Source organism: Silvanigrella aquatica (assembly GCF_001907975.1).
GTDB classification, from domain to species: domain Bacteria; phylum Bdellovibrionota_B; class Oligoflexia; order Silvanigrellales; family Silvanigrellaceae; genus Silvanigrella; species Silvanigrella aquatica.
The window spans coordinates 3285712-3307768 of the sequence record NZ_CP017834.1 but is presented as its reverse complement, the minus strand read 5'-3'; the positions used below and the strand labels follow the sequence as shown (position 1 = coordinate 3307768).

Sequence of the window (22057 nt, the reverse complement as noted above, 5' to 3'; positions counted from 1 at the left end):
AATTTAAAATATAATTATTCCTTCCATGGAAAATCAGTGAAAATAGAATGAACTCCTATATTAAATAGTTCACGAGCTCTTTTTTGATCATTCACAGTATACGTAAGAACGGGATATCCTGCGTCTTTCATTTCTTGAATCATCTTTGCGTTGACAACTTCATGATCAATGTGAATTGTTTGCGCTTGAACCTTTAAAATAATTTTCTTCCAATCGTCCGGTAGTGTCTCAAATAAAGCGCCAATAATCAAATTGGGATAAACTTTTTTTACGGTAACGAGCGAATCCATACTAAAACTCGAAACTAATGGAGGTGGGAGTTCTTGTGGCCATTTTTCTTTTATTGCTTTTCCAACAGCAATTGCCGTTCTTTCTTCTCTTCCGGGGCAAGGCTTAATTTCTATATTTGCACCCATGTTTAATTCTTTAAGTAATAAAAATGTTTCTTCTAGAGTGGGAATTTTTTCATTAGAAAATGAAGAGTGAAACCAAGATCCTGCATCGAGTTCTTTGATGACTGCCCAATTTTTTTTTGCAATGGCACCTTTTCCATTTGTTGTTCTATCAAGTTCATCGTCATGCATAATAATAAGAACGCCATCTTCTGTTTCTTTTACATCAAATTCAACCCATGTTACGCCTAATTCTTTTGCTTTTCGAAATGATGCTATTGTATTTTCAGGGGCATGACCTTTGGCGCCTCTGTGTCCAATTATTTTAGGAATGTTAATTTTTTGTAACATTATTAATCCCCCGTAGCTTTGCATTGACACCAATTGATAATCAGGCCTATACTAATTTGATTTTTGAAATTTACAAGTCTCCCTGTTTTTTTTTAAATACTTTCTTATATTATGGAATCTTAAATATGATTCAGTTATGATTTTCGGGGTTCTAGTTACTTTATTCAATAGGTCAAATAAGAAAGTAATTTCCATGAAAATTTTTTACAGCTCACTTCAAAAAAAGCACGTTATAAAAAAAGAAGTTTATAACGGAAAAGCTCATCCCTATAATGATAAAGTGACTCGTGTTGACTCCATTCTAAAGGCTTTTAGACATGCTGGTAATTATGAAATTATAGTTCCTGAAATCTTACCTTATGATGCCATATCAAACGTTCACGATGAAGATTATCTGCATTTTTTAGAGTCATCGCAAAATTTAAAAAATGATGAAATTATATGCCCCTATGTTTTTCCTTGTGACAATAGAATTTCTAGGCACGAACCTTTTATTCCTAAAAGAGCAGGCTATTATTGTTTTGATGCAGGCACTTCTCTTATGAATAACACTTGGAGTGCCGCTGTTGCTTCTGCCAGTACCGCATATGCCGCAGCAATACATACTAAAAAAACAGGTGAACCTACTTATGCTCTTTGCCGCCCTCCTGGGCATCACGCTTCTAAAAATATGTTTGGAGGTTATTGTTACCTTAATAATGCCGCCATAATTGCAAAATATTTATTAAAATCGGGCAGCGTTATGATTGTCGATTTCGATTATCATCATGGCAATGGAACCCAAAGCATTTTTTATGATTCCTCTGAAGTTTTCTATTTCAGCATTCATGCTCATCCGTTAGTGGAATATCCTTATTTTACGGGTTTTGAAGAAGAAAAAGGAATTGATGATGGCGTAAATTATAATATGAATGTTCCTTTAATGCCTCTTTCCTCCCCCTCTGAATATTTTAAAGCACTTCTTAATGGAATGAATAAAGCTTTTCAAGTTATGGAACCAGATTATCTTATTTTATCTGCCGGTTTTGATATTGAAGCCGGCGATCCCATTGGCCATTTTAATATAAGTATTGCCGATTTTAACCGCTTAGGCAGAGAATTTCGCGCTATGAATAAAAAAACAATTATTCTTCAAGAAGGTGGTTATTTAGTAAGTGCCCTTGGCGGAAATGTGGAAAGTTTTTTAAGTGCTTTTCACTAATTTTTGTATAATTAAATATTTAATTCATTATTTCTATCATAATTATTTATTGTTTGGTATTTTAAATATCCTTCCGCAATAGGCAAAGTAAACCAAAATTCAACTTTGCCTTCAGGAAATTCTGAATTCATTTCAGAAGTGCAGTAAATATTGCCTCCATGTTCCTTTATCACTTTTTCCACAATGGCAAGTCCAAGCCCTGTTCCATTTTTTTTCTGCGTGTAGAATTTATTAAATATTTTTTGTGTATTTTCAATAAATAATTCGGGGTCGGTAGGAGTGAGACTGATGTTTTCACTTGTTTTACCTATTTCTAGGACATCGCTTATCATGCCTTCCACTTTTTTAATAGTACGATCAATTTCGGGTAATACTTCTAAGGCAATTTTTTTCAAATTATCACTATCTTTTTGCTTTAAAATAATTTCAAGTGAGATCTTCAATATTTGAAATGGTTTTCGAATATCGTGGGCAAGCATTTGCGTGGTCATGGCAATAGCTTTATTTTTTTCATTTTCAATTTTTTTTTCTTGATATTCATTAATGCGCGCAATAGATTCGTTGGTTATTTTATACAATTCTATTATTTCAGATGAAATATTTTCTGGAATTTCTTTTTCTTGCAGTGTCGTTGAGTTTTTTGAGTGAGTTATAAGTTTAACCAGAGGGGAGATGATGTTTTTGAGGATGATCCATAATAAAAGAACTAAGGTACAAGAAATTATAAAAAATGTTATTGTTATAAATGTTGTTATATTAAAAACATGATTTTCTGAAAAAAATTGTTTAAAATTATTTAAAAAAATAATTGAAGAAATAACAAATAAAATAAATAAAAAGCACAAATAAGTTCCAATTATTTTTTTAATTATCGGAGCGCAGCTTTCAAATTTAATTGTTTTTAAATTATATATTGCTCTCATTAAGTATTCTCTATTTTAATTCTTTTTCAAGCGAGGGATAGTACCAGTTTTGTTGAAGTTCTATTGCCCACATGCAATCGCCTAAATCGTAGTGCCACCATTCCACTTGAAAATTTGTAAAGCCCACATGTTTCATGGCATTAAATAAAATTCTTCTGTTGTTTCTAATTTCAAGCCATTTTTCGTTTGTAAATCCACATTCTGAAATATATTCTTGTTCAAAATAATTTGTTTGGGAAAGTGGTGTAATGGCATCGAAATCTGTTCCCATTTCCAAGTTAATTCCATCGCAAGTTAGAGTTAAATCGATAGCTCCTCCGCTATTGTGGGGCGGTATAGCAAATCTCGATGTCTCCTCTGGGTGAATAATAAATTCTCTTGTAATCGAATAAAGTTCGGAGTGACTTAATTTGGGATTTATTTCTTTTTGCTGGTTATAGATATAATTGAATAATGCAAATTGTGTTTCCACAGTACGAAAGGCATCAAATACTTTAAAGCTGTATTTATTTGGTAAAATTTCAAGAATTTCGTTGAGTTTTAATACTAACGCTTGGCGCGCAAGCATAATGTTTTGCGTTCCGCTGAGTTTAATTTCTCTGTATGAATGAGCCGCATTTATTCTAAAATTTTGCTCAACATTAACGGATTTAGTATTAATTTTAAGCCAATCAATGTCATTTTTAGTAGGGAGCTTATAGTCAAAATAAATCGGGGTCTCAATTAATTTTTGAATCATAATATTCCTTATTGTGGAGCAAAAAATTGTAATATATTAAATACAAAAACGCCAAAAAAATTAGCTATCGAATAGCCAAAAACACCAAGTATAATTCCAATAGAGACTCCGCTTTTCCATTTTTTTGCCTGTGCAATCGCAACCGCTGTGCCGGGGCCACCAATTAAAGTTTGTGATGTTATAAAAAGTGTCATGTTATTTAGCTTTAGTATTTTTGCTGCTGCTATTATAAATATAGCATGTACAAATACTATTATAAATGGCATAGCTATAATAAATTTAGGAAGTTTCATAACTTCATTTAAATCGGAAATTGCTCCTGCTGCGAAAAAGAATCCAGAAAATAAAATTGCGCCAATCACATATCCTGGTTTATAAAACTCTTTTAAAAATGGAATGTGTCCTGCTATGATTGTTAAAAGAGATAGCCATAGAATTTTATGTAGGTATCCTACATGTTTTGCTAAATAATCTGCAATAAATAAAACGCTTAGTGCTACAAAAAAACACGCAAATACACTTAAAATAGAGGTTTTTACACCATCAAAACTGCTTGCGTCATTTTCTTCAATATCAATTTCATTTTTCTTATCTTTTGAAAAGTATATACAAATAATAATCCAGAGGCTTGTGACAACATTATCTAAGGTAAATGAAGCAATAAAATAATGATTCGGTATACTTATGACTTTTTGCATTGCGGCTGCATTTTCCAAGCCGCCTATGTAACTTGCGGTGAGTTGTGCTGCTATTTTATACGCATCAATGCCAAGTTCGTATGAAGCAATGTAACCGCATAAAATACCACCCACCATACTGCCGATTGCGCCTACAACAAACACAATTAAAATTTTTAAAGGAATTTTTAAAATATCTTTAAAATTAAAGTTTAGGGTGATCATAACTATAGCTATTAATAAAAATGAGCTTTGTAAATGGTCATATAATTCTGTTTCAGTAGGTATAAACCCAATTTGGTTTAAAAACATTGCAAAGAGAATTAATAAGCAAACACTGCTTGCATGGAAAATCCAAGCTATTTTGCGTTCAATATAATAACAGGCAAAAGCAGATCCAAAAATGATAAGCAGTAATATTTCAGTGGACATAGATAATCATTCTTCATACTAAAAAAATAATATAATTATATTATTTTTGGTGGCATATAATATTATGTAGAGGATCTTTTTTTAAATCCTCAAGAGACAACATACCGATGTTTATTTAGTTGTCAATTTTTCTTAATAATGCAAAGCTATTAAAAATATTTTTAAAAAATTGGTAATTTATTTAAATTTAATTATTTTTGATTTGAAAATAGCACATAAAAAATCGCTACTTTAAAACACCTTAAAGTAACGAGAATATTTTTTAAAAATAAAATTTTCTGCTTTAAAAATTTTCAGTTATTGAGCCTCAAAACGGAATGTCGTCATCCATAGGGCGTGAGTTGCTACTGAATGCAGAGCTGCTATTTTTTTGCGGTGCGTTATCGTAACCACCTGCTCCTGAATAATAAGGAGCGTCGTTGTTGTCATGAATAGGTGGCATGTCCTGTGTATCGCGGTTGGAAGGAGAATTGCCGCTCATACTTTCTAAGAATTGCATGTTATTAGCAACAATTTCTGTTGTATAGCGTTTTTGGCCTTGTTGATCTTGCCACGAACGTGTTTGTAATTTTCCTTCGATATAAACGAGGCGTCCTTTTTTGAGGTATTTGTGAGCAATTTCTGCTTGTCTGCCCCAGAGCACGACGCGGTGCCATTCTGTTCTTTCTTCTTTGTTACCATCTTTTACCCAAGTTTCGCTTGTGGCAATGCTAAGGGTACACACTTGTTGCCCGCTTGTTGTGCTACGAATTTCGGGCTCTTGCCCTAACCTACCGACGAGAATGACTTTGTTTACTCCAGACATAAGAAGCTCCTTAAATGTGCAAATAATAAGCATGGGGGATCGCCTTGCCCACACAATAGGCTTATAGCGCGGTCTTCACAGCGTCAATCAGGTTTCTTTCGCTTGTAATTTTTTTATTTATATTGACCAGTTAATGTTCATTTCTGTTTTTTTAACTAAAAAGTCAAAATTTTTATCATATATAACCTGGGTGACTCAGTAAAATTTTACTAGGGATCGGGTTATAATTTCCGATAGATATGTTATGTTACAGATAATGATGTCTAAAACATCCCTATACTTGCGACACTATTATTAAAATGCTAGCTATAAGGGCGTGTTTTGGGCTGTTCCTGCTGACATTAACTCGGAATTGACGATAAGTGCTGTATTTGTTTTGGTTTGTATGGAGAAATTATGAATAACTTCCAAAGAACATTAAAACGCTCTGTATCCTTCTCAGGTGTTGGAGTTCATTCTGGAAATTTAATTTCTGTTGAAATTCGCCCTGCCGCTGCAAATACCGGAATTGTTTTTCAACGTACTGATCTTCCTAATAAACCTTATATAAAAGCAAATGCGGAAGCGGTATTTGACACAAGCCTTGCGACCCGTATTGGTAGTCCTCAAGCATATATATCTACAATTGAACATTTAATGGCGGCTTTTTTTGGTTTTGGCATTGATAATGCTATCGTTGCCGTAAATAATAGTGAAATGCCTATATTGGATGGTTCTTCAGCCCCTTTTTTAGTGCTTCTTAATGAAGCAGGTATTGAAGAGTTGAAAGAGTTTCGCAAGATTTTAATTGTTGAAAAAACAATAGAAGTGGTGGATGAAAAAAATCCAACACGCTTTATTCGTATTGAACCTTCTAAAAAGCCTCTCATTTCTTATGTGATCGATTTCGGTGGTGTGGCGGCTATTGGTCGTCAGTCTGTGACTATGGATTATACGGCAAAAGCCTTTTGTGAAAGTTTTTCGTTTGCTCGTACTTTTGGCCTCAAGGAAGAAATTGAGTTTCTTTTCTCCCGTGGTCTAGCCAAAGGGGGCTCCATGGAAAATGCCATTCTGGTTTCAAGGACAGAAGGTGTGCTCAATGCGCATGGCTTGCGTCATGAACTTGAATTTGTACAACATAAAGTACTTGATTGTATTGGTGATCTTCATTTAATGGGCATGCCTCTTCTAGGTCATGTCATTGCTCATAAAGCAGGTCACGATCTGCACAATAAATTAGCAAGAGCTATTTTAGAAAACGTATCTGCAAGAACCATTCGTGTTCCTTCGGTTCGTGAAGCAAATCGTTTAAAATCTTTACTTACATTTCCAAAATCTTTGGAAGAAGTTCAAGTCAGCCTCAGCGGTCTCGCCGTAGGTTAAACTCCTCTATAAACGCTTCTGACAACATAAATAAGGGAAGCCTTATTCTTTTTTTCTTCGTTTACGGGTATATTTTCTTAAATATAATAAATATTGCCTTTGAATTGTTGACTCTCTTTGAATCAAGGTTAAGTTTTCTCCGCAACCTTGTTTTTCCTGTCGATCCGCATCGCTAACCCCGACAGTATCCTGGAGTATTTTTAGATGACTACAAAACGCAACTATTATGAAATTTTACAAGTATCGAAATCCGCTTCAGCAGATGAAATTAAAAAAGCTTACCGTAAGCTGGCGGTTCAATACCATCCCGACCGCAATCCTGGAGATAAAGTCGCAGAGGAAAAGTTTAAGGAAGCGGCAGAAGCTTATGAAGTTCTTAGTGATCCTGCAAAACGCCAACGCTTCGATCAATTTGGTCATGCGGGTGTCAGTGGAAATGGGTTTGGTGGTGCTGGCTTTGGCAATGTTGACGATGTTTTTGAGCATTTTGGCTCTATATTTGAAGACCTCTTTGGTATGGGCGGTGGAAGAAAACGTGGCGGTGGAAACAGAGCACGTAAAGGCGGCGATCTTCGTTACGATTTGAAAGTTTCATTTAAAGAGTCCGTATTAGGCACGGAGAAAAAAATTCAAATTCCGCGCAAAACATCTTGCACTTCTTGTGAAGGATCGGGAGCGGCAAAAGGCACCAAACCTGTCACTTGTTCAACCTGTCGTGGACAAGGACAAGTGGCAGTGCAGCAAGGTTTCTTTACTTACGCATCAACATGTCCTGACTGTAATGGCAGTGGTAAAAGTATTTCCACTCCATGTGGTGATTGTAAGGGAACAGGTTTTCAAACCAAATCTTCTAATATTAATGTAAAAATCCCAGCGGGTATTGATACAGGAATGCGCTTAAGAGTTTCTGGAGAGGGTGAAGGCGGCATTAATGGGGGCACTCCTGGTGATCTCTATGTTTTCATAGAAGTGGAAGCGAGCCCTCAGTTTAAGCGAGAAGATTTTGATCTGGTTTATTCACTTAAAATAGGTGTCGCTCAAGCTATTTTAGGCACAGATGTGAGTATTGACTGCTTTGAAGACGAGCCGCGTCAAGTGGAAATTCCTGCAGGAATTCAGCCTGGTCAGCGTCTTGTTATTCAAGGCGCAGGGATACCTAAGCTCGAAAAATATGGTAGAGGTAAAGGTGATCTCATTATTGAAGTCAATGTTGAGATTCCTATGAAAGTAAATAAAGAGGCAGAAGAGCATTTAAGAGCTTTTGCTCAAAAAGTAGGACAGAACGTAAAAAATAATAACGGGTTTTTTGATAAAATTTTTGGGTAATAACACATGACAATGCAATTTTTTAATACACTTACTGGAAAAAAAGAGAAATTTAAAACTTTACATGAAGGTAAGGTAAAAATGTATTGTTGTGGCGTGACTCCCTACGGTAACACGCATATTGGTCATAGCCGTACTTTTTTTTCTTATGATTTACTTTATCGCACATTAATTGATAATGATATTGATGTTGAATGGGCTCGTAATATTACAGATGTTGATGATAAAATAATAAATAAAGCAAACCAAGAGGGGATTCCTTGTGCGCAACTTGTCTCTCGTTATGTTTCTGAGCAAGATGAAATGTTGCAATTGTTTAATTTAGAGCGTCCGCAACACGAGCCTAAAGTAACAGAAAATATACCTCAAATAATCGATGTCATTACAACTTTAATTGCAAAAGATTATGCTTATGTCAGTAAATCTGGTGTTTATTATCGTGTCCGTAAATTTGCTGACTATGGCAAGCTCAGTAAAAATAAAATCAATGATTTGAAGTCAGGAGCCCGCATTGAGGTTGATGAAGCGAAAGAGGATGCTCTCGATTTTGCTTTGTGGAAATTTGCAAAAGAAGGTGAAATTTTTTGGGATTCTCCTTGGGGGCAAGGTCGTCCTGGATGGCATGTGGAATGTTCCGCTATGATCCATTCTTTATTTGGTGATTCCATCGATATTCACATGGGGGGAAGAGATCTCATTTTCCCACATCATGAAGCCGAAATCGCACAGTCTGAAGGGGCAACGGGTAAACCGCTTGCTTCTACGTGGTTACATGCAGGTATGGTGACTCTTTATGGCGAAAAAATGAGTAAAAGTACAAATCATTACGTAGCTATAAAAGATTTCTTGGCAAAATATCCATCTGAAGTGTTACGTCTTGTATTTCTATCTATTTCCTATGGACAGCCTCTCGATTTTACTTTTGAAATGACCACTGAAAATCTAAAAAAATTAGCCAAAATATATCGTTTTGTTTCTTTAGTTGATGGTTATTCTAGTAAACAAGAAGAGGAACAAAATCAAACTGCGGATTTTATTTTTAAAGAGTTAGAGTCTCTCATACCTAAAATGAGAGAATATTTATGCGATGACTTAAACAGCAGTGCAGCTCTCGCGGTCTTTTTTGATTTTATGAGAACTGTAAATACAAAGTTAAATGCTCTTGAAAAATCGGGAAAAACATTAAATCAACAAGATAAATTTTTATTATCAACAAAATGGCCAGAATTTAAAAATTGGATTAAAAACTCAATGGGTTTATTAGTACAGGAACCACAAGAATTTTTTGCTCATTTAAGAAAATATAATTTAGCTTCTGAAATTTCGGCAACGGAAATTGAGCAAAAAATTGAAGAAAGAAAAACAGCGCGCGCAAATAAAGACTGGGCAAAATCTGACGCCATTCGGGACGAATTATTATCTCAAGGCGTTCAAATTCAAGACGCTCCTTCAGGAACAAAGTGGACAGTAATTATTTGAATAAATTTTAAATTTATTGTTCATCGGATAACTGTGGAAATCGGTTTAAAATAATTTTTTCGATTTCTACAGAGTTTTCTTCTAATGCTTTACCTGTCACATCTAATATAGGCCAACGTTTATTTCTTTTAAATATTTCGCGGCTCCACTCTAATTCTTCAAATATTTTCTCTAAATCAGCATAATCACCAATATCATCTGTGCCTAAAGCATTTATACGCGCGGCGCGTATTTCGGCGAGGCGTGAAGGATCGATAATAAGTCCAATGATTTTATTTTGATCTACTTTAGCAAGTTCTGCGGGAGGATCTATTCCTGGAACTAAAGGAATATTTGCGACTTTATAGCCTTTATGGCCAAGATACATAGAAAGAGGTGTTTTAGAGGTGCGCGAAACCCCGACTAAAATAATATCAGCATTGGGCAAATCATTTGAAATAATGCCATCATCGTGTCGTACGGTGTATTCGATGGCGCTTATGCGTTTGAAATAACCCTCATCTAGTTGGCGAAGAAGGCCTGGAATAGCACTAGGACGACTCCCTAGCTGTTCTGATAACGTTTCCAGTAATGGAAAAAGGACATCAACAACTTTTACGCCTAGTTGCATAGAACGTGAAATTAAAAAAACCCTCAATTCAGGATCAACAAGAGTGGCAACAACAGTGGCATTTTTATTTTTTGCAGAGAGGAGCATATCATCTAACATTTCCCGATTGCGGACTTTATTGTATCTTTCAATATGCATTTCCGCATGTTCAAATTGCACTCGGACAGCACGTACGATGCTTAAAGCGGTTTCTCCTGTTCCATCGGAAACAGTAAATATATTGGGAATGTTTAAATTAGAATTTATTTTGTTCATCATATATCCTCTTTTCTCTAGAACAAATTGTATAAATTGTCAGTAGGAAGAGAACACCCTTTAATGCTACAAAAAGAATATTTGCTTTCGCTTTCCTGTTTTAATAGTTCTTTACTATATTCATGAATATTTAACAAATCAAATTTAGAGTTCAAATCACTTCCCACCACAGAGTATTCATTTAATTTTTTTACACAAGTCAAAAAAGCATGGTGGAAGCTTGTTAATGAGGGAATTCTATTTAATTTATCGTTGATAATAATCACGTTTTTATGTTCAAGATATTTTAATTTTTGTAACATTTTAGCACAAGCGTGAGGAGATTTTTCAGATAAAATAACTGTATTTGATACAGAAATAAGGGCGAGAGACTCCAACATTTTATGATCACTTGATGATATTTTATCATAATTGTTTGTAGCTCCTAACCAAACAATAAATTTAGTAAGAGAACCAAATATGGCAGAATTAGGGCTATAAATAACATTATCTTCAGGTTTTATGGGTCTATTAATAAGATCATCTTGATTTTTAGAAAAATAGAGAGTTCCTGAAATGGGATCGATATAATTTTTATGTATTGTTTTTGAAATATCTAAAATTTCTGAAATTAACGCTTCACAACCTGTAATAAAAAGTGCTTCAATACAGGCTTCTAATAAAAATCCTAAATCATCTGAAAAAGGTTCTATTTTGGCTTGTCCATTAATATAGACATGTTGATATCCTAGTGGGGTTTTAAAATGAATAAAAATATTCTGCAATAAATTTAAACCACGTTCTAATAAATTGGAATTATTTAAAGAGATAGCAGATTGAATGAAACTTGTTACTGCAAGAGAGTTCCAGGAAAGTAAACACTTATTATCTAAAGCAGGTCGTACTCTTTTATTTCTTTCTTGAAGCAAAATATTTTTAGATTCGTTTAAAAATTTTATTCCTTCTTCTATTTCAATAGAAACTTGAGCACAAAACTTTTTAAAATCATGAGGTATTGTTAAAATATGAGTGCCTTCAAAATTTCCTAAAGAAGATATTTTATAATATTTCTTAGCAAAGTCGTAAAGCTCAAATTTTTTTTCGAATAATTTTGTAAATTCTTCATCTAAAAAAGTATAGAATAAACCTTCTTCACCTTCACTATCCGCATCTTCAGCACTAAAATATAAGCCTGATTTTTTACATTTTAAGTCTCGTTCTAAATAATTAAAAATATTTTCAGCAGTATTAGAAAATTCTTTTGCTAAAGAAACATTTTCATTTAATAATAAAGCACTTCCTACTGCATAAAGAGAAATAATTTGTGCATTGTCATAAAGCATTTTTTCAAAATGAGGAACCAGCCATTTTTCATCTACGCTATAACGCGATATTCCACCACCAATTTGATCCATAATTCCGCCGCAGCGAATATGATCTAAGGTAAAAATCGCATGTGAACGATGATGTTTATTTTTAGAAAATAACATGGCAGATATTTTGGAAGGTTGAGGAAATTTAGGAGAACTTCCATATCCGCCATAGTTTTTGTCAGAAATAGAGTCGAGTTTATCTAGTAAATTATTATAAAATGGTAGAGTTTTATCTACAATTTTGTCAATTGTAATATTTTTATCTGAAATATATTCTTCCAGATTTACTAAACTAGATTGGTAAGAAGTTTCTTTTAAATAACCTATTATTTTAGAACATCTTTCATCAATATTGTTTTTATTATCATGATAAAAAGCGGAGATAGATTTCAGAATATCCTTAAAAGAGGGGAAGCCTTGTTTTGCTTCGAGAGGAAAATAAGTTCCACCATAAAATGGTTTTAATTGGGGAGTTAAAAATACGCTCAAGGGCCAACCTGCATGATTTGTCATGAGCATCACAGTTTCCATGTAAATTTCATCTATGTCAGGTCTTTCCTCCCTGTCTACTTTGACATTAATAAATAATTCATTCATTAAATCTGCAGTCTCTTGATCTTCAAAACTTTCATGAGCCATCACATGGCACCAGTGACAACTGGAATATCCAATAGAAAGAAATATAGGTTTATTTTCAGATTTTGCTTTTTCAAATGCTTCATTTCCCCAAGGAAACCAAAGTACAGGATTTTTTTTATGTTGAAGTAAATAAAGACTAGTTTCTTCTGCTAACTTATTTTCATTATTATTTATTTTCATAATATATCCTAATTAATTATTATCAAATTGATTTAAAGATTGATCTGGATTAATTATTTTTTCAGATATCTTTTTTTGAATTTCTTTAGAATTAATTTCTTCATGATTTAATTTATATCTTGAAACATAAATTCTACGGATAATAATTTCTTCATCAGATTTGTTAATAAGAGAACTGTGTTGTTCTACAGGTTCTAAATATTTTAAAGAATGAACGTCCTTAATTATTATTTTTAAATTATTTTTTGAGGAAGTTTCTTTTCCTTTGGGAGAGAAATTTGTTAAGTTTGTGCTGTTCTCAATGAGCTCTGAAGGAAAATCAGAACTTTGAACAAAATTTAATATTGCAGGACATAAGGAAGGTATTAGTCTAATTGCATTTTTAGGAATACATTCTTCATAGACTCTTTTCCAAAGTTTTCTATTGTAAATCAAATCATTTAATAATTCTTTTGTATAAGAGTTTGAATCATTTAAATATTTTGTTTCAATATAACGATAAAAACTATTGTCATCTAATAATAAATACTCATTTAAATCTAAAGGTAAATTAAAATGAGGTAGTTGTTTATTTATGTTTTGCAACATGGCTTCGCATGCGGTCACAGTTTTATGAAAATAGACTTGCTGATACATGCTCCAACGCGCTCTGAGAAAATCTTCAAATGCAGATAATCCACTGCGGCGTAAGGCTAAATGAAACTTATTTTTTTTATAATCGTAATAAAATCCAAGGGAATCTAAAATGCGTCCTAAATCGAAATAACCATAGACAATACCGCATTCTCTTGAATCTCTGAGTAGATAATCCATTCTGTCGGCATCAATTTCTCCGCTGACAATTTCATGCAGTAAATTTTGCAAACCACTTTTTTCTAAATCATTTCCAGAATAGGGTTTAACAGAAAGATCGAGTATGGCACAAATATCTTGAGCCATTTTTTCTGATAAATACTCATCATCATATTTAAATATTTTTGAAACGATAAGAAGTGTGTACACTTCATGACGAATTTTTATTTCAGTTAAGTTTTGAAAATTTTCTTTTAGTTTTGAAATTTTTAATTTAAATGCTAATTTTAACCATAATGGGCATTCAAGTTCATCTATTTTTTCAGAAAATGATTCCCAAGAAATCATGAATTTTTCGCCTGAATGACTAAAGGGTGCGTGGCCAACATCATGGAGTAAAGCGGCGAATCGCAAGCATTGAAATAAATAAGGACTTGTTTCTAAAAAATGGAGAACGTTTTCTGTTAAAGTTAAAGAACCATAACTTTTTTCGTTTTCAAGCATGTTTTGAAAAATGTGATCTGGCGTCGATTCTTTAGCAAAATCAAGAGATTCCAATAACCTGCGCTGATTTGTCATAATGGTATGAAGCATAAGTGTCGCAACGTGCATAACCCCCAGGGAATGTTCAAAACGGGTATGGGTAGCACCAGGAAAAGCGTAATAAGTAAAAGCAGTCTGGGTTATTCTTCTAAGTCTTTGAAATTCTTTAGTATTTATGATTGTTTTTTCTGCTTCTGTGAAAGGTACCGTATCGTGTAAAGAATCACGTATTTTTCCAGTAAAAACAAGCTTAGATGTATTTTTGTCAATTGTGAAATACCTTTTTTGAACTGCGGTCATTGCCATGCGATCTCCTTCAAAATGCTGTTTAACAAAAAAGGCATTAATGTTAAATAGGTGCGCAATTACTATGCAAAATAAATTGACAAAATGGGTTTGTCTAGGTAAATTAATAGATGCTTTGACTTACGAAAACAGTCTTGTTAGAGTGGGTTTATAATCAATGAAATATAGGTATTTCTTATTTAAGAAAGTCTTTCTTAACTGGAATAATGTTGTTTAATACTCTATTTTCAATAAGAGTGGATTTTAAACATATTCTCTAAAGCGAGTGATTATTAGTTTTTTTTAGTTATGTCAAATCCTAGAGCTATGTTTTTTTAAGGATTTTAGACTGGAATCAACTAAGGAACTTTCATTTTTGAATCATCTAAATGAAAGAACAAAGATTGGGATTCTTTCTTGGAGAGAATTCCTATATTTTTCGCAACTGTTAAGTTTAGAATTTTTTTGAGAGAGTTATCTGAGAATAACTATTAAAGCATTGTCATAATGCTTGTGGGGGCTTCTTGCTATATTCGAATTTAATATCTCTTAAATTAAATAACAGATCATTTATTTTTGCTAACATATTATTTTTTCATTAAAAACTTAAGTATTTCTCGTTGTTTCGCTTGAATATTCCTACAAGGTACAACGGGTTTTCTTTTTTCTGGAGGTCTTGCAGCATGAGTGCTGAAAAGTTCTATGATTTTATCGTCGGCCAAAAAGCTGTTTATCCCTGTCACGGTGTCGGGACTATAGAAAATATTGAAGAATGCAGTATTGGCGGTGCGCAACAAGATTTTTATGTTTTAAAAATTCATTCCACTGGCGCTAAAGTTATGGTTCCTACAAGAGCTGCAAAAACTGTTGGGTTACGTTCTGTTATTTCGCTTCCTGATGTTGAAAAAGTATTTCAAATATTGCAATCTCCTTCCAAAAAATCTACTGCCACTTGGAATCGTCGTTTTAGAGCGCTAAATGATAAATTAAATACAGGTGATTTAGTTGAAATTGCTGAAGTTTTGAGAGACCTTTCTTCTTTGAGTTCCGACAAAGAACTTTCTTTTGGTGAAAAGAAAATGCTTGAGCGTGCGCGTAATATGCTCGTTTCAGAAATTTCTGTTGCTCGTGGAGAAGAAAAAAGCGTTATTGAGCATGAACTAAATCATATTCTTTTTGCTATATAATTTTAAAGTAAAAAGATTCTAAAAAAAAGCCTCCGATAGATCGGGGGCTTTTTTTATACAAAATATCTAAAAAATGTGTAATAAGAGTTAGATACAAGTTTTTAAGAATTATTTTCGCTATCTTCTTTCGCAGAAAGAGATAGCGATTACTCTTCCGCATTTTCTAGGAAATTTTTAGCAAAAGTAGAAAAGGTTCCATCTACAATAGTTTCTCTTACTTTTTCCATCAAGCGTTCATAAAACCAGGTATTATGATAAGAAATTAATTTCCATCCTGTAGGTTCTTCGCATTTTGTAAGCTGATGCAAATAAGCTCTTGAAAATCTTTTGCAAACGTAACAAGCACAAGATTCATCTATGGGTTTATCTTCTCTCGCATGAAAAACACGGCGCAATTTAACCTTGCCTGCAAAAGTATAGGCTACACCTTGGCGTGCGTGATTTGTAGGGATGATGCAGTCAAACATATCTACTCCTGCAAGCACGCTTCTCACTAAATCGTGTGGCGTGCCGACGCCCATTAAATAGCGCGGCTTGTTTTCGGGGAGTAATTTTGCGGAAAATCTTGTGAAATGATCACGCTCTTCATCGCTTTCCCCTACGGCAAGTCCTCCAATGGCGTAGCCATCAAAATTGAGGCTTGTGAGGGCTTCCGCACTTTCTGTGCGTAAGTTTTCAAAAATAGCGCCCTGAACAATGCCAAATAAAGAATTTTCTTCTCTGGTTTTGGCTTGCTTGCATCTTTTCGCCCAGCGGTGGGTGCGGTTCATGGCCTCGACACAGACGTCATAGGAGCTTGTGGAAGGGACGCAAACATCGAGAACCATCATAATATCGGATCCGATGACTTCTTGAAATGCAATGTCACTTTCTGGTGTCAGACGCTTATAACTTTGATCGATATAGCTTTTAAAAGTAACGCCTTTTTCACTAATAACCCGTTGGTGTGGCAAAGAAAAAATTTGAAATCCACCGCTGTCCGTTAAAATGGGTTTATTCCATGAAATAAGCTTATGATAGCCACCCAGATCTTTTAATATTTCGGGACCGGGTCGCAAATAGAGGTGGTATGTATTGCCTAAAATGATTTGAACACCAATATCTTCGAGTTCTGTGTGATCTAAGGTGCGGACAGAGCCAAATGTTCCTACAGGCATAAACACCGGTGTTTCAATGATTCCATGTGCGGTATGAATGCGTCCTCTTCTTGCTTCGGAATGGGGATCTTTTGCAAGATAATCAAATTTAAGTGCCATGATGCAAGCCTAATCTTTAAGGAATTAAAAACACCAATGAAACATTGGTCGAAGTCTTCTTTTTTAACAATTTTTTTAAAAATATCAAGAAATAAATGCCTATTTTATTTGTCTATTTTTTTATATTAGAATGATTTAAATGAGAATTTAAAAATATTATCACCGAAATCCTAAATTCTTAGGAAGGTTAAAATGTCAAAAAATTTATCTATTATTTTACTAGTATTAACAACATTTTTTTGGGGTACAAATTTTAATATTGGTAAATTTGTTGTAGATTATATGCACCCTACCGCAGCAGCAGCATGGCGTTTTGCTATTGCCACATTGCTCATATTAATTATTGTCATTATCAAGAAAGTGAAATTAAAAAAATCAATTAAAACAAACTATAAAATATATATTGTGCTTGGAATTATTGGAATTGCAGGATTTAACGAGCTATTTTTTTGGGGAATGAAATACACAACTCCTTTAAATGGAGCTCTCATAATGGCAACAAATCCAATTTTAAGTTCATTTTTTTCTTATATTATATTAAAAGATCCAATTAAAATAAGTCAAAAAATAGGGATGATATTAAGCTTATTTGGTGTTGTTATTGTTGTTACAAATGGTTCCTTGTTAACATTAAAAAATTTAGAAGTTGCTATAGGTGATTGGATTATTATTTTAGGAAATTTTTGCTGGGCTTTATATGGAGTACTTGGGAGAAAATATCTTAAAAACTCAGAACCATTAGTGACAACAGTAATGACTATGCTTGTGGGAACTATTTTTTTATTTATATTAGCAATTCCAAATTTTTCATGGATTGAAATTTCAACTCTTCCACTAAATGTTTATGGCGCACTGATATTTATGGCTATTTTTGGCTCCGCATTAGCATATTTGTTTTGGAATTTTGGGATCGAAAAATTAGGCGTCCCTAAAACGGTGGTATTTTTTAATCTCGTACCTGTATTTACCGTTTTGACATCACTGGTGATGGGCCATCCTTTGGCAATTTCAGCTATTTTAGGGGGGGTAGTAGTTATTTTAGGGGTTTTAATCTCTTCAGACTACTTTAATTTTATGTCAAAGATGAGTCAAAAAGAAAAAGTAAAAAAGAATTCGAGAAAATAAATTAAATTATTTCTATTTCCCAAAATTCAATTTTATTCATTTCAAATTTTTATTGCGATTAATGATAACCCTTATCTTCATTTGCAGAATATATTTTAAAAATATGATATCCTTTATCGTTTTCAGAATACATAAATGCAAAAACGGGCAATGATAATAACATAGAGCAAGTTATAAATGACTTAATCATAATTTCTCCTATTAATTTATTTTTATTAAACTGATTACAGTGTAATTTTCTATCAAAAAAGAATTAAATTGTCAATTGAAAAATTAAATTATAATTTAAAATATTGTTATTTTTAATAGGTGAGTTAATAATTAATTATTGGTTCCCAAAATTTGAGCTCCCTAAATCGGCAAATTGATGTTTTTTAACTTCATACTTTATTGCTTTAAATAATCCAGGAGAAAATTCATTCCAAAATTTTCTAACAAATCTGGGATTGCTACTGTTCATTTCTAATGTGATTGTAGGGATTATTCTTTCATTTCCTGCATAGTTTCCAAGACTACCTGGATAAATTCCAATATCTTTTATTCTATAATTCCCCGCACTCCGAGAGAGAAGTTCAGCAAGACTACGGGCTTTTTTTTGCTGTTCCGTTAATTTTCCTAAAGTAAGAAGTTTGGGTATTTCGTAATCTAAATCTAAAAAAGCAAGAGGTGCATGAATAGAAATAACTTTGTCAGGATGATATTTAGCTATCAAATCCCCTTGAAAACGAGTGCCTTGTTCTGAATTTGCAAAATTTCCTGGAAATTTACGTTTGTCCTTGACTTTTGAGCGCACCCAAACCTGGTAGGCGTACTTATTCCAGGTTGCCGTGGGAAAGTTTCGATTTAAGTCGACACCGTTTGCGTTTGTCCTTTTAGGTGGATTTGAAAAAAAACCATCAGGATTGACGAGGGGTGCTACAATAACGTGGGCATTGTTATAAAGCTCGGGATTGTTTTGCAGAGTTTCTGCAAATTTAAATGCTAAATGAATAGGTGTGAGCTCATCGGGATGCACGCCCCCTAGGACTATAGTCACATTTTTCTTTTGTTCTTCATCAAGGTACTGACCTTTAAATTCCCAGTATATTAGAGGTCTTCCTAATTCACTGACGAAATCAAACTTCCAAGGAACTGAAAAACAAGGACTTTTTCCCCAGCTCAGTTTACTGTAGGTGTAGTCCACTCTCTGGCATAAATCAGAAATCTGTTTTTGAAGTCGGGTTCGCTGGATATCATTCAAAATATGGAAAGCCGTTAAAGGAATTCCATTAATATTATTTAATGATAGCGGTGTATTATTGTTTTCGAATAGTGAGGGAATAATGTCCTCATCATCAAAACCTAAATTTATGCCACAAGCAAAGGGGTTTATGCTAAATAAAATTAATGATATTAATATCTTAAATTTGATTTTGCCCTTATTCTGAGCAATAACCATGAGGATTCCTTTTAATTCAGTTCGGTTTAAGGCAAAAGTTATTTAAAATATTCGCTATTTTCATTGCAGCATGTAAAGGGTTTGAATGCAAGGCTTCCGTCATGAACTAAACTATGCTAGTATTATCAGTGGTATTTGTTTCCCAGCGAAGTTGATTTTGCAAACTTAAAAACATAGCTAACTGGTTTTATTTATTAAGGATATTTGGTTTTATGCAGAACTTAGAGCAGTACAATGCGATAAAGGGCTTTATCGACGAAAAAATTTCTCCCGGGGTTATGGCTCATGGTGGTGAAGTGAACGTGATTAGCCTTGAAAATAATATACTTACATTAGAGCTGTCGGGTTCTTGCGGAAGTTGTTCAATACAGGCTTATACTTCAGAATCTATTTCCAATTATATTTTAGAAGAATTTCCTGAACTTGATGACGTCATTGTAACTGATCAATAAAGAAAAAAAATTCATGAACGCCTTTATACAAATTATTGAGCAACTCGTAGAGGCAGTTTCAGGACAAACTTGGCTTGAGCAAAGCAATTTCCCCTTTAAATTTTTAGAAAATCCCGCGGGAAATGTATTTGATACCTGCTTATTTGAGACCAGTGCGCAAGGGGCTTCGGGGTTTTTATGGGTTGAATTTAAAGGAATTTCAGACATTTATGTCTTTCCTTTTCGCTTGGCACGCTATAGTGAAGATGGAGATTTAATCACAATTTCTCCTTGGAGTTTAAGAGAGGCCTCCTCGGACGGAAAATTTTATGAAAGTTGGCGCCAAGCGCAAAAGCTTCGCAATCCACTTCCTACGGCTAAAAAAGGGACATTTTTCCATAAGAAATTTGGTGGTGAGCCTAGTCTGAATGCGATTGGGATTTGGAGTGATACCAAAAACACCTGTGTTCGGATTGATTTTCAAATTGCCTATAAAATATTTAGAACCATTGAAAGAGAGCATCCCCAATCCATTGAAGTTGAATTGTTAACTTATTTGGGCAGCCAAAATATATTTACGAATTTTGCTAAGTTGATAAGTGTGTTTGAATTTTCTTCAAGAAATATAAAGAAGTCTCATACGGCAATAGGAATAAAATATATTCAAAATAATGGTACTTTATTCCCTCATTTTGTTTCTTTATTACATAAAGCTAGATTCCCTCAAAAATCAAAAGAAAGTTTATCAGAAGATGCCTGGAATCAGGTGCTTGAAATCGTCGAATCTCTGGGAAGAATTATGGGTGATTTTCATAAGGCAATGATTCTTGCTCCTCGAGGAACTGATCTTACCCCCGATCAAACAACTTCAGATTCAAAAAATAAATGGCTTGAAGTCACTTCAGCTAAACTTCACGAACGATTAGAAAAAGTTTTGCAAATGCAAAATCAATATCCTATTTATTCTGGAGTTTTTTATTTACTTCCTGACTTTATTAATAAAATAATCGATAAAATAAAATCAGCTGATGACTTAGGATTGCGCGTACGCAATCACGGTAATATTCATTTAGGACAATTTTTAATTGGCAAAGATGGCCTTTTTTTACTAGACTATGAGTCTGATAATTTTGATGATCCCAGTTATAGACGTTTTAAACAGCCTTGTTTAAAGGATGTGGCCTCTTTATTGGTGAGTTTGCGATTTTCTTGGTACTTTACGGAAAGAAAGTACTATGCTTCTTTAACGGAAGGTTCGGAAAATAGTGATATTAAAATGGGAAATTTGAATACGAAAAAAATGCCTGAGACAATCACTCCTGAGAAATATAAGCCACATATTCAAGAAATTGAAAATCTATTTTTCAAATTTTACAATCATAGTTTAGAGGAAAATATAGGCTCTTCTCAGTTGCGTCCCAAAAATATAGAGATGGTTCAATGCTTATTTAATTTTTGTTTTTTGCTGAGAATTTTGAAGGAAATTATTAGGGATTCCAATGAGGGTAACCCAAGACCGCGTATTTGGTTCCATATTTTGCAAGACTTCATTATGAAAGAATCGTCCTCGGGCAAGTAAGAACTTCTTTATTTTGACTAGTTAATTTGTCTCAGAACCCTATTTTAGCAGAATTCCTATTGACATTTCACCCCTTTTTTAAATAGCCTCCCACTGGTTTATTTATCTTTGGTTTTTTTGTTTTATCTACAAAGAGGTATTTTACTATGGAAAGAACGTTCTCTATCATCAAGCCAGACGGAGTTAAAAGAAATCTTATTGGAAAAATTCTTTCTAAAATTGAAGGCGCAGATTTAAAGGTTGTTTCTACTAAAATGATTCATATGTCCCGCCGCGAAGCGGAGCAATTTTATGCTGTTCACTCAGCTCGTCCTTTTTTTGGCGAATTGTGCGAATATATGACTTCAGGTCCCGTTGTTGTTTCCGTTCTTGAAGGCAAAAATGCCGTTGCTGCTTATAGAGAACTCATGGGTGCAACCGATCCTGCAAAAGCAGATAAAGGAACAATCCGCGCTGAATTTGGTCTTAGTATTGGTGAAAATACTGTTCATGGTTCTGACTCTCTTGAAAATGCCTCTATTGAAGTTGCTTACTTCTTTTCAGGAACAGAGCTTGTAAACGCTGCAAAATAATTTAAAATAAATAAATTATCGTAGTTTAAAAAACCGCATTTGCGGTTTTTTTTGTTTAAAAAGAGTGTATAGTATCCGTCGTGCGTTTTACTTTCCTTGATCAAGGAAAGTTTTGTTCTTCTGGCT

At 33.7% G+C, this 22057-nt stretch carries 20 protein-coding genes; 9 read left to right on the top strand and 11 right to left on the bottom strand.

Annotation, left to right across the window (positions count from 1 at the left end; all coding sequences use genetic code 11):
• Nucleotides 1-14: 14 nt before the first annotated feature.
• Complete coding sequence (gene ugpQ / locus AXG55_RS14135) at nucleotides 15-743, bottom strand: glycerophosphodiester phosphodiesterase (protein WP_233231254.1); 729 nt, start codon at nucleotides 741-743, stop codon at nucleotides 15-17.
• A gap of 193 nt (nucleotides 744-936) precedes the next feature.
• On the opposite strand from ugpQ, the gene AXG55_RS14130 reads away from it, so the two are divergent.
• Nucleotides 937-1944 carry a histone deacetylase family protein gene (locus AXG55_RS14130; RefSeq protein WP_233231253.1) on the top strand — a complete coding sequence of 336 codons (1008 nt, stop codon included), beginning with the start codon at nucleotides 937-939 and terminating at the stop codon, nucleotides 1942-1944.
• 11 nt (nucleotides 1945-1955) lie between these two features.
• Here the strand turns inward: AXG55_RS14130 and AXG55_RS14125 are convergent, their stop codons facing one another.
• From AXG55_RS14125 to AXG55_RS14110, 4 genes are all read right to left on the bottom strand, one after another.
• Nucleotides 1956-2867, bottom strand: a complete 912-nt coding sequence (locus AXG55_RS14125; protein ID WP_148698744.1) for an ATP-binding protein — start codon at nucleotides 2865-2867, stop codon at nucleotides 1956-1958.
• 10 nt (nucleotides 2868-2877) lie between these two features.
• Nucleotides 2878-3606, bottom strand: coding sequence for a M15 family metallopeptidase (locus AXG55_RS14120; RefSeq protein WP_148698743.1), 729 nt, complete (start codon nucleotides 3604-3606; stop codon nucleotides 2878-2880).
• An 8-nt stretch (nucleotides 3607-3614) separates the two neighbouring features.
• Nucleotides 3615-4715, bottom strand: coding sequence for a DUF819 family protein (locus tag AXG55_RS14115; RefSeq protein WP_148698742.1), 1101 nt, complete (start codon nucleotides 4713-4715; stop codon nucleotides 3615-3617).
• A 307-nt stretch (nucleotides 4716-5022) separates the two neighbouring features.
• On the bottom strand, nucleotides 5023-5520 hold the full coding sequence (locus AXG55_RS14110; RefSeq protein WP_148698741.1) for a single-stranded DNA-binding protein: 498 nt from the start codon (nucleotides 5518-5520) through the stop codon (nucleotides 5023-5025).
• A gap of 396 nt (nucleotides 5521-5916) precedes the next feature.
• Between AXG55_RS14110 and lpxC the strand changes: the two genes are divergently transcribed.
• From lpxC to cysS, 3 genes are all read left to right on the top strand, one after another.
• Nucleotides 5917-6882 carry a UDP-3-O-acyl-N-acetylglucosamine deacetylase gene (gene lpxC, locus AXG55_RS14105; protein WP_148698740.1) on the top strand — a complete coding sequence of 322 codons (966 nt, stop codon included), beginning with the start codon at nucleotides 5917-5919 and terminating at the stop codon, nucleotides 6880-6882.
• 204 nt (nucleotides 6883-7086) lie between these two features.
• Entirely contained in the window at nucleotides 7087-8208 is a 1122-nt protein-coding gene (dnaJ, locus tag AXG55_RS14100) for a molecular chaperone DnaJ (RefSeq protein WP_148698739.1), read from the top strand.
• A 6-nt stretch (nucleotides 8209-8214) separates the two neighbouring features.
• Nucleotides 8215-9687: a cysteine--tRNA ligase gene (cysS, locus tag AXG55_RS14095; protein ID WP_148698738.1), complete on the top strand. Its 1473-nt coding sequence runs from the start codon at nucleotides 8215-8217 to the stop codon at nucleotides 9685-9687.
• Between the two features lie 13 nt (nucleotides 9688-9700).
• Here the strand turns inward: cysS and AXG55_RS14090 are convergent, their stop codons facing one another.
• From AXG55_RS14090 to AXG55_RS14080, 3 genes are read right to left on the bottom strand one after another with little or no spacing between them, the layout of a single operon-like run.
• Entirely contained in the window at nucleotides 9701-10552 is an 852-nt protein-coding gene (locus AXG55_RS14090; RefSeq protein ID WP_233231251.1) for a pyruvate, water dikinase regulatory protein, read from the bottom strand.
• Between the two features lie 17 nt (nucleotides 10553-10569).
• On the bottom strand, nucleotides 10570-12723 hold the full coding sequence (locus AXG55_RS14085; RefSeq protein WP_148698736.1) for a thioredoxin domain-containing protein: 2154 nt from the start codon (nucleotides 12721-12723) through the stop codon (nucleotides 10570-10572).
• A gap of 12 nt (nucleotides 12724-12735) precedes the next feature.
• Nucleotides 12736-14364 (bottom strand): HD domain-containing protein, encoded by a 1629-nt coding sequence (locus AXG55_RS14080; RefSeq protein ID WP_148698735.1) that lies wholly within the window; start codon nucleotides 14362-14364, stop codon nucleotides 12736-12738.
• 662 nt (nucleotides 14365-15026) lie between these two features.
• Here AXG55_RS14080 and AXG55_RS14075 point away from each other — a divergent pair.
• Complete coding sequence (locus tag AXG55_RS14075) at nucleotides 15027-15530, top strand: CarD family transcriptional regulator (protein ID WP_148698734.1); 504 nt, start codon at nucleotides 15027-15029, stop codon at nucleotides 15528-15530.
• A gap of 146 nt (nucleotides 15531-15676) precedes the next feature.
• Here AXG55_RS14075 and tgt read toward each other — a convergent pair whose 3' ends face one another.
• Nucleotides 15677-16786, bottom strand: a complete 1110-nt coding sequence (tgt, locus tag AXG55_RS14070; RefSeq protein WP_148698733.1) for a tRNA guanosine(34) transglycosylase Tgt — start codon at nucleotides 16784-16786, stop codon at nucleotides 15677-15679.
• Nucleotides 16787-16978: 192 nt separating this feature from the next.
• On the opposite strand from tgt, the gene AXG55_RS14065 reads away from it, so the two are divergent.
• Entirely contained in the window at nucleotides 16979-17911 is a 933-nt protein-coding gene (locus tag AXG55_RS14065; RefSeq protein WP_148698732.1) for a DMT family transporter, read from the top strand.
• Nucleotides 17912-17969: 58 nt separating this feature from the next.
• Here AXG55_RS14065 and AXG55_RS15070 read toward each other — a convergent pair whose 3' ends face one another.
• Nucleotides 17970-18101 (bottom strand): hypothetical protein, encoded by a 132-nt coding sequence (locus AXG55_RS15070; RefSeq protein WP_272866906.1) that lies wholly within the window; start codon nucleotides 18099-18101, stop codon nucleotides 17970-17972.
• Between the two features lie 135 nt (nucleotides 18102-18236).
• Nucleotides 18237-19349: a M14 family zinc carboxypeptidase gene (locus AXG55_RS14060; RefSeq protein ID WP_148698731.1), complete on the bottom strand. Its 1113-nt coding sequence runs from the start codon at nucleotides 19347-19349 to the stop codon at nucleotides 18237-18239.
• A 212-nt stretch (nucleotides 19350-19561) separates the two neighbouring features.
• Between AXG55_RS14060 and AXG55_RS14055 the strand changes: the two genes are divergently transcribed.
• The 3 genes from AXG55_RS14055 to ndk all read left to right on the top strand — a co-directional run bounded on the left by AXG55_RS14055 (nucleotide 19562) and on the right by ndk (nucleotide 21931).
• Nucleotides 19562-19801, top strand: a complete 240-nt coding sequence (locus tag AXG55_RS14055) for a NifU family protein (RefSeq protein WP_148698730.1) — start codon at nucleotides 19562-19564, stop codon at nucleotides 19799-19801.
• A gap of 13 nt (nucleotides 19802-19814) precedes the next feature.
• Nucleotides 19815-21359: a hypothetical protein gene (locus AXG55_RS14050; RefSeq protein WP_148698729.1), complete on the top strand. Its 1545-nt coding sequence runs from the start codon at nucleotides 19815-19817 to the stop codon at nucleotides 21357-21359.
• Nucleotides 21360-21505: 146 nt separating this feature from the next.
• A complete protein-coding gene (gene ndk / locus AXG55_RS14045) occupies nucleotides 21506-21931 on the top strand; it encodes a nucleoside-diphosphate kinase (RefSeq protein ID WP_148698728.1) in 426 nt (141 codons plus the stop codon).
• Nucleotides 21932-22057 lie beyond the last annotated feature (126 nt).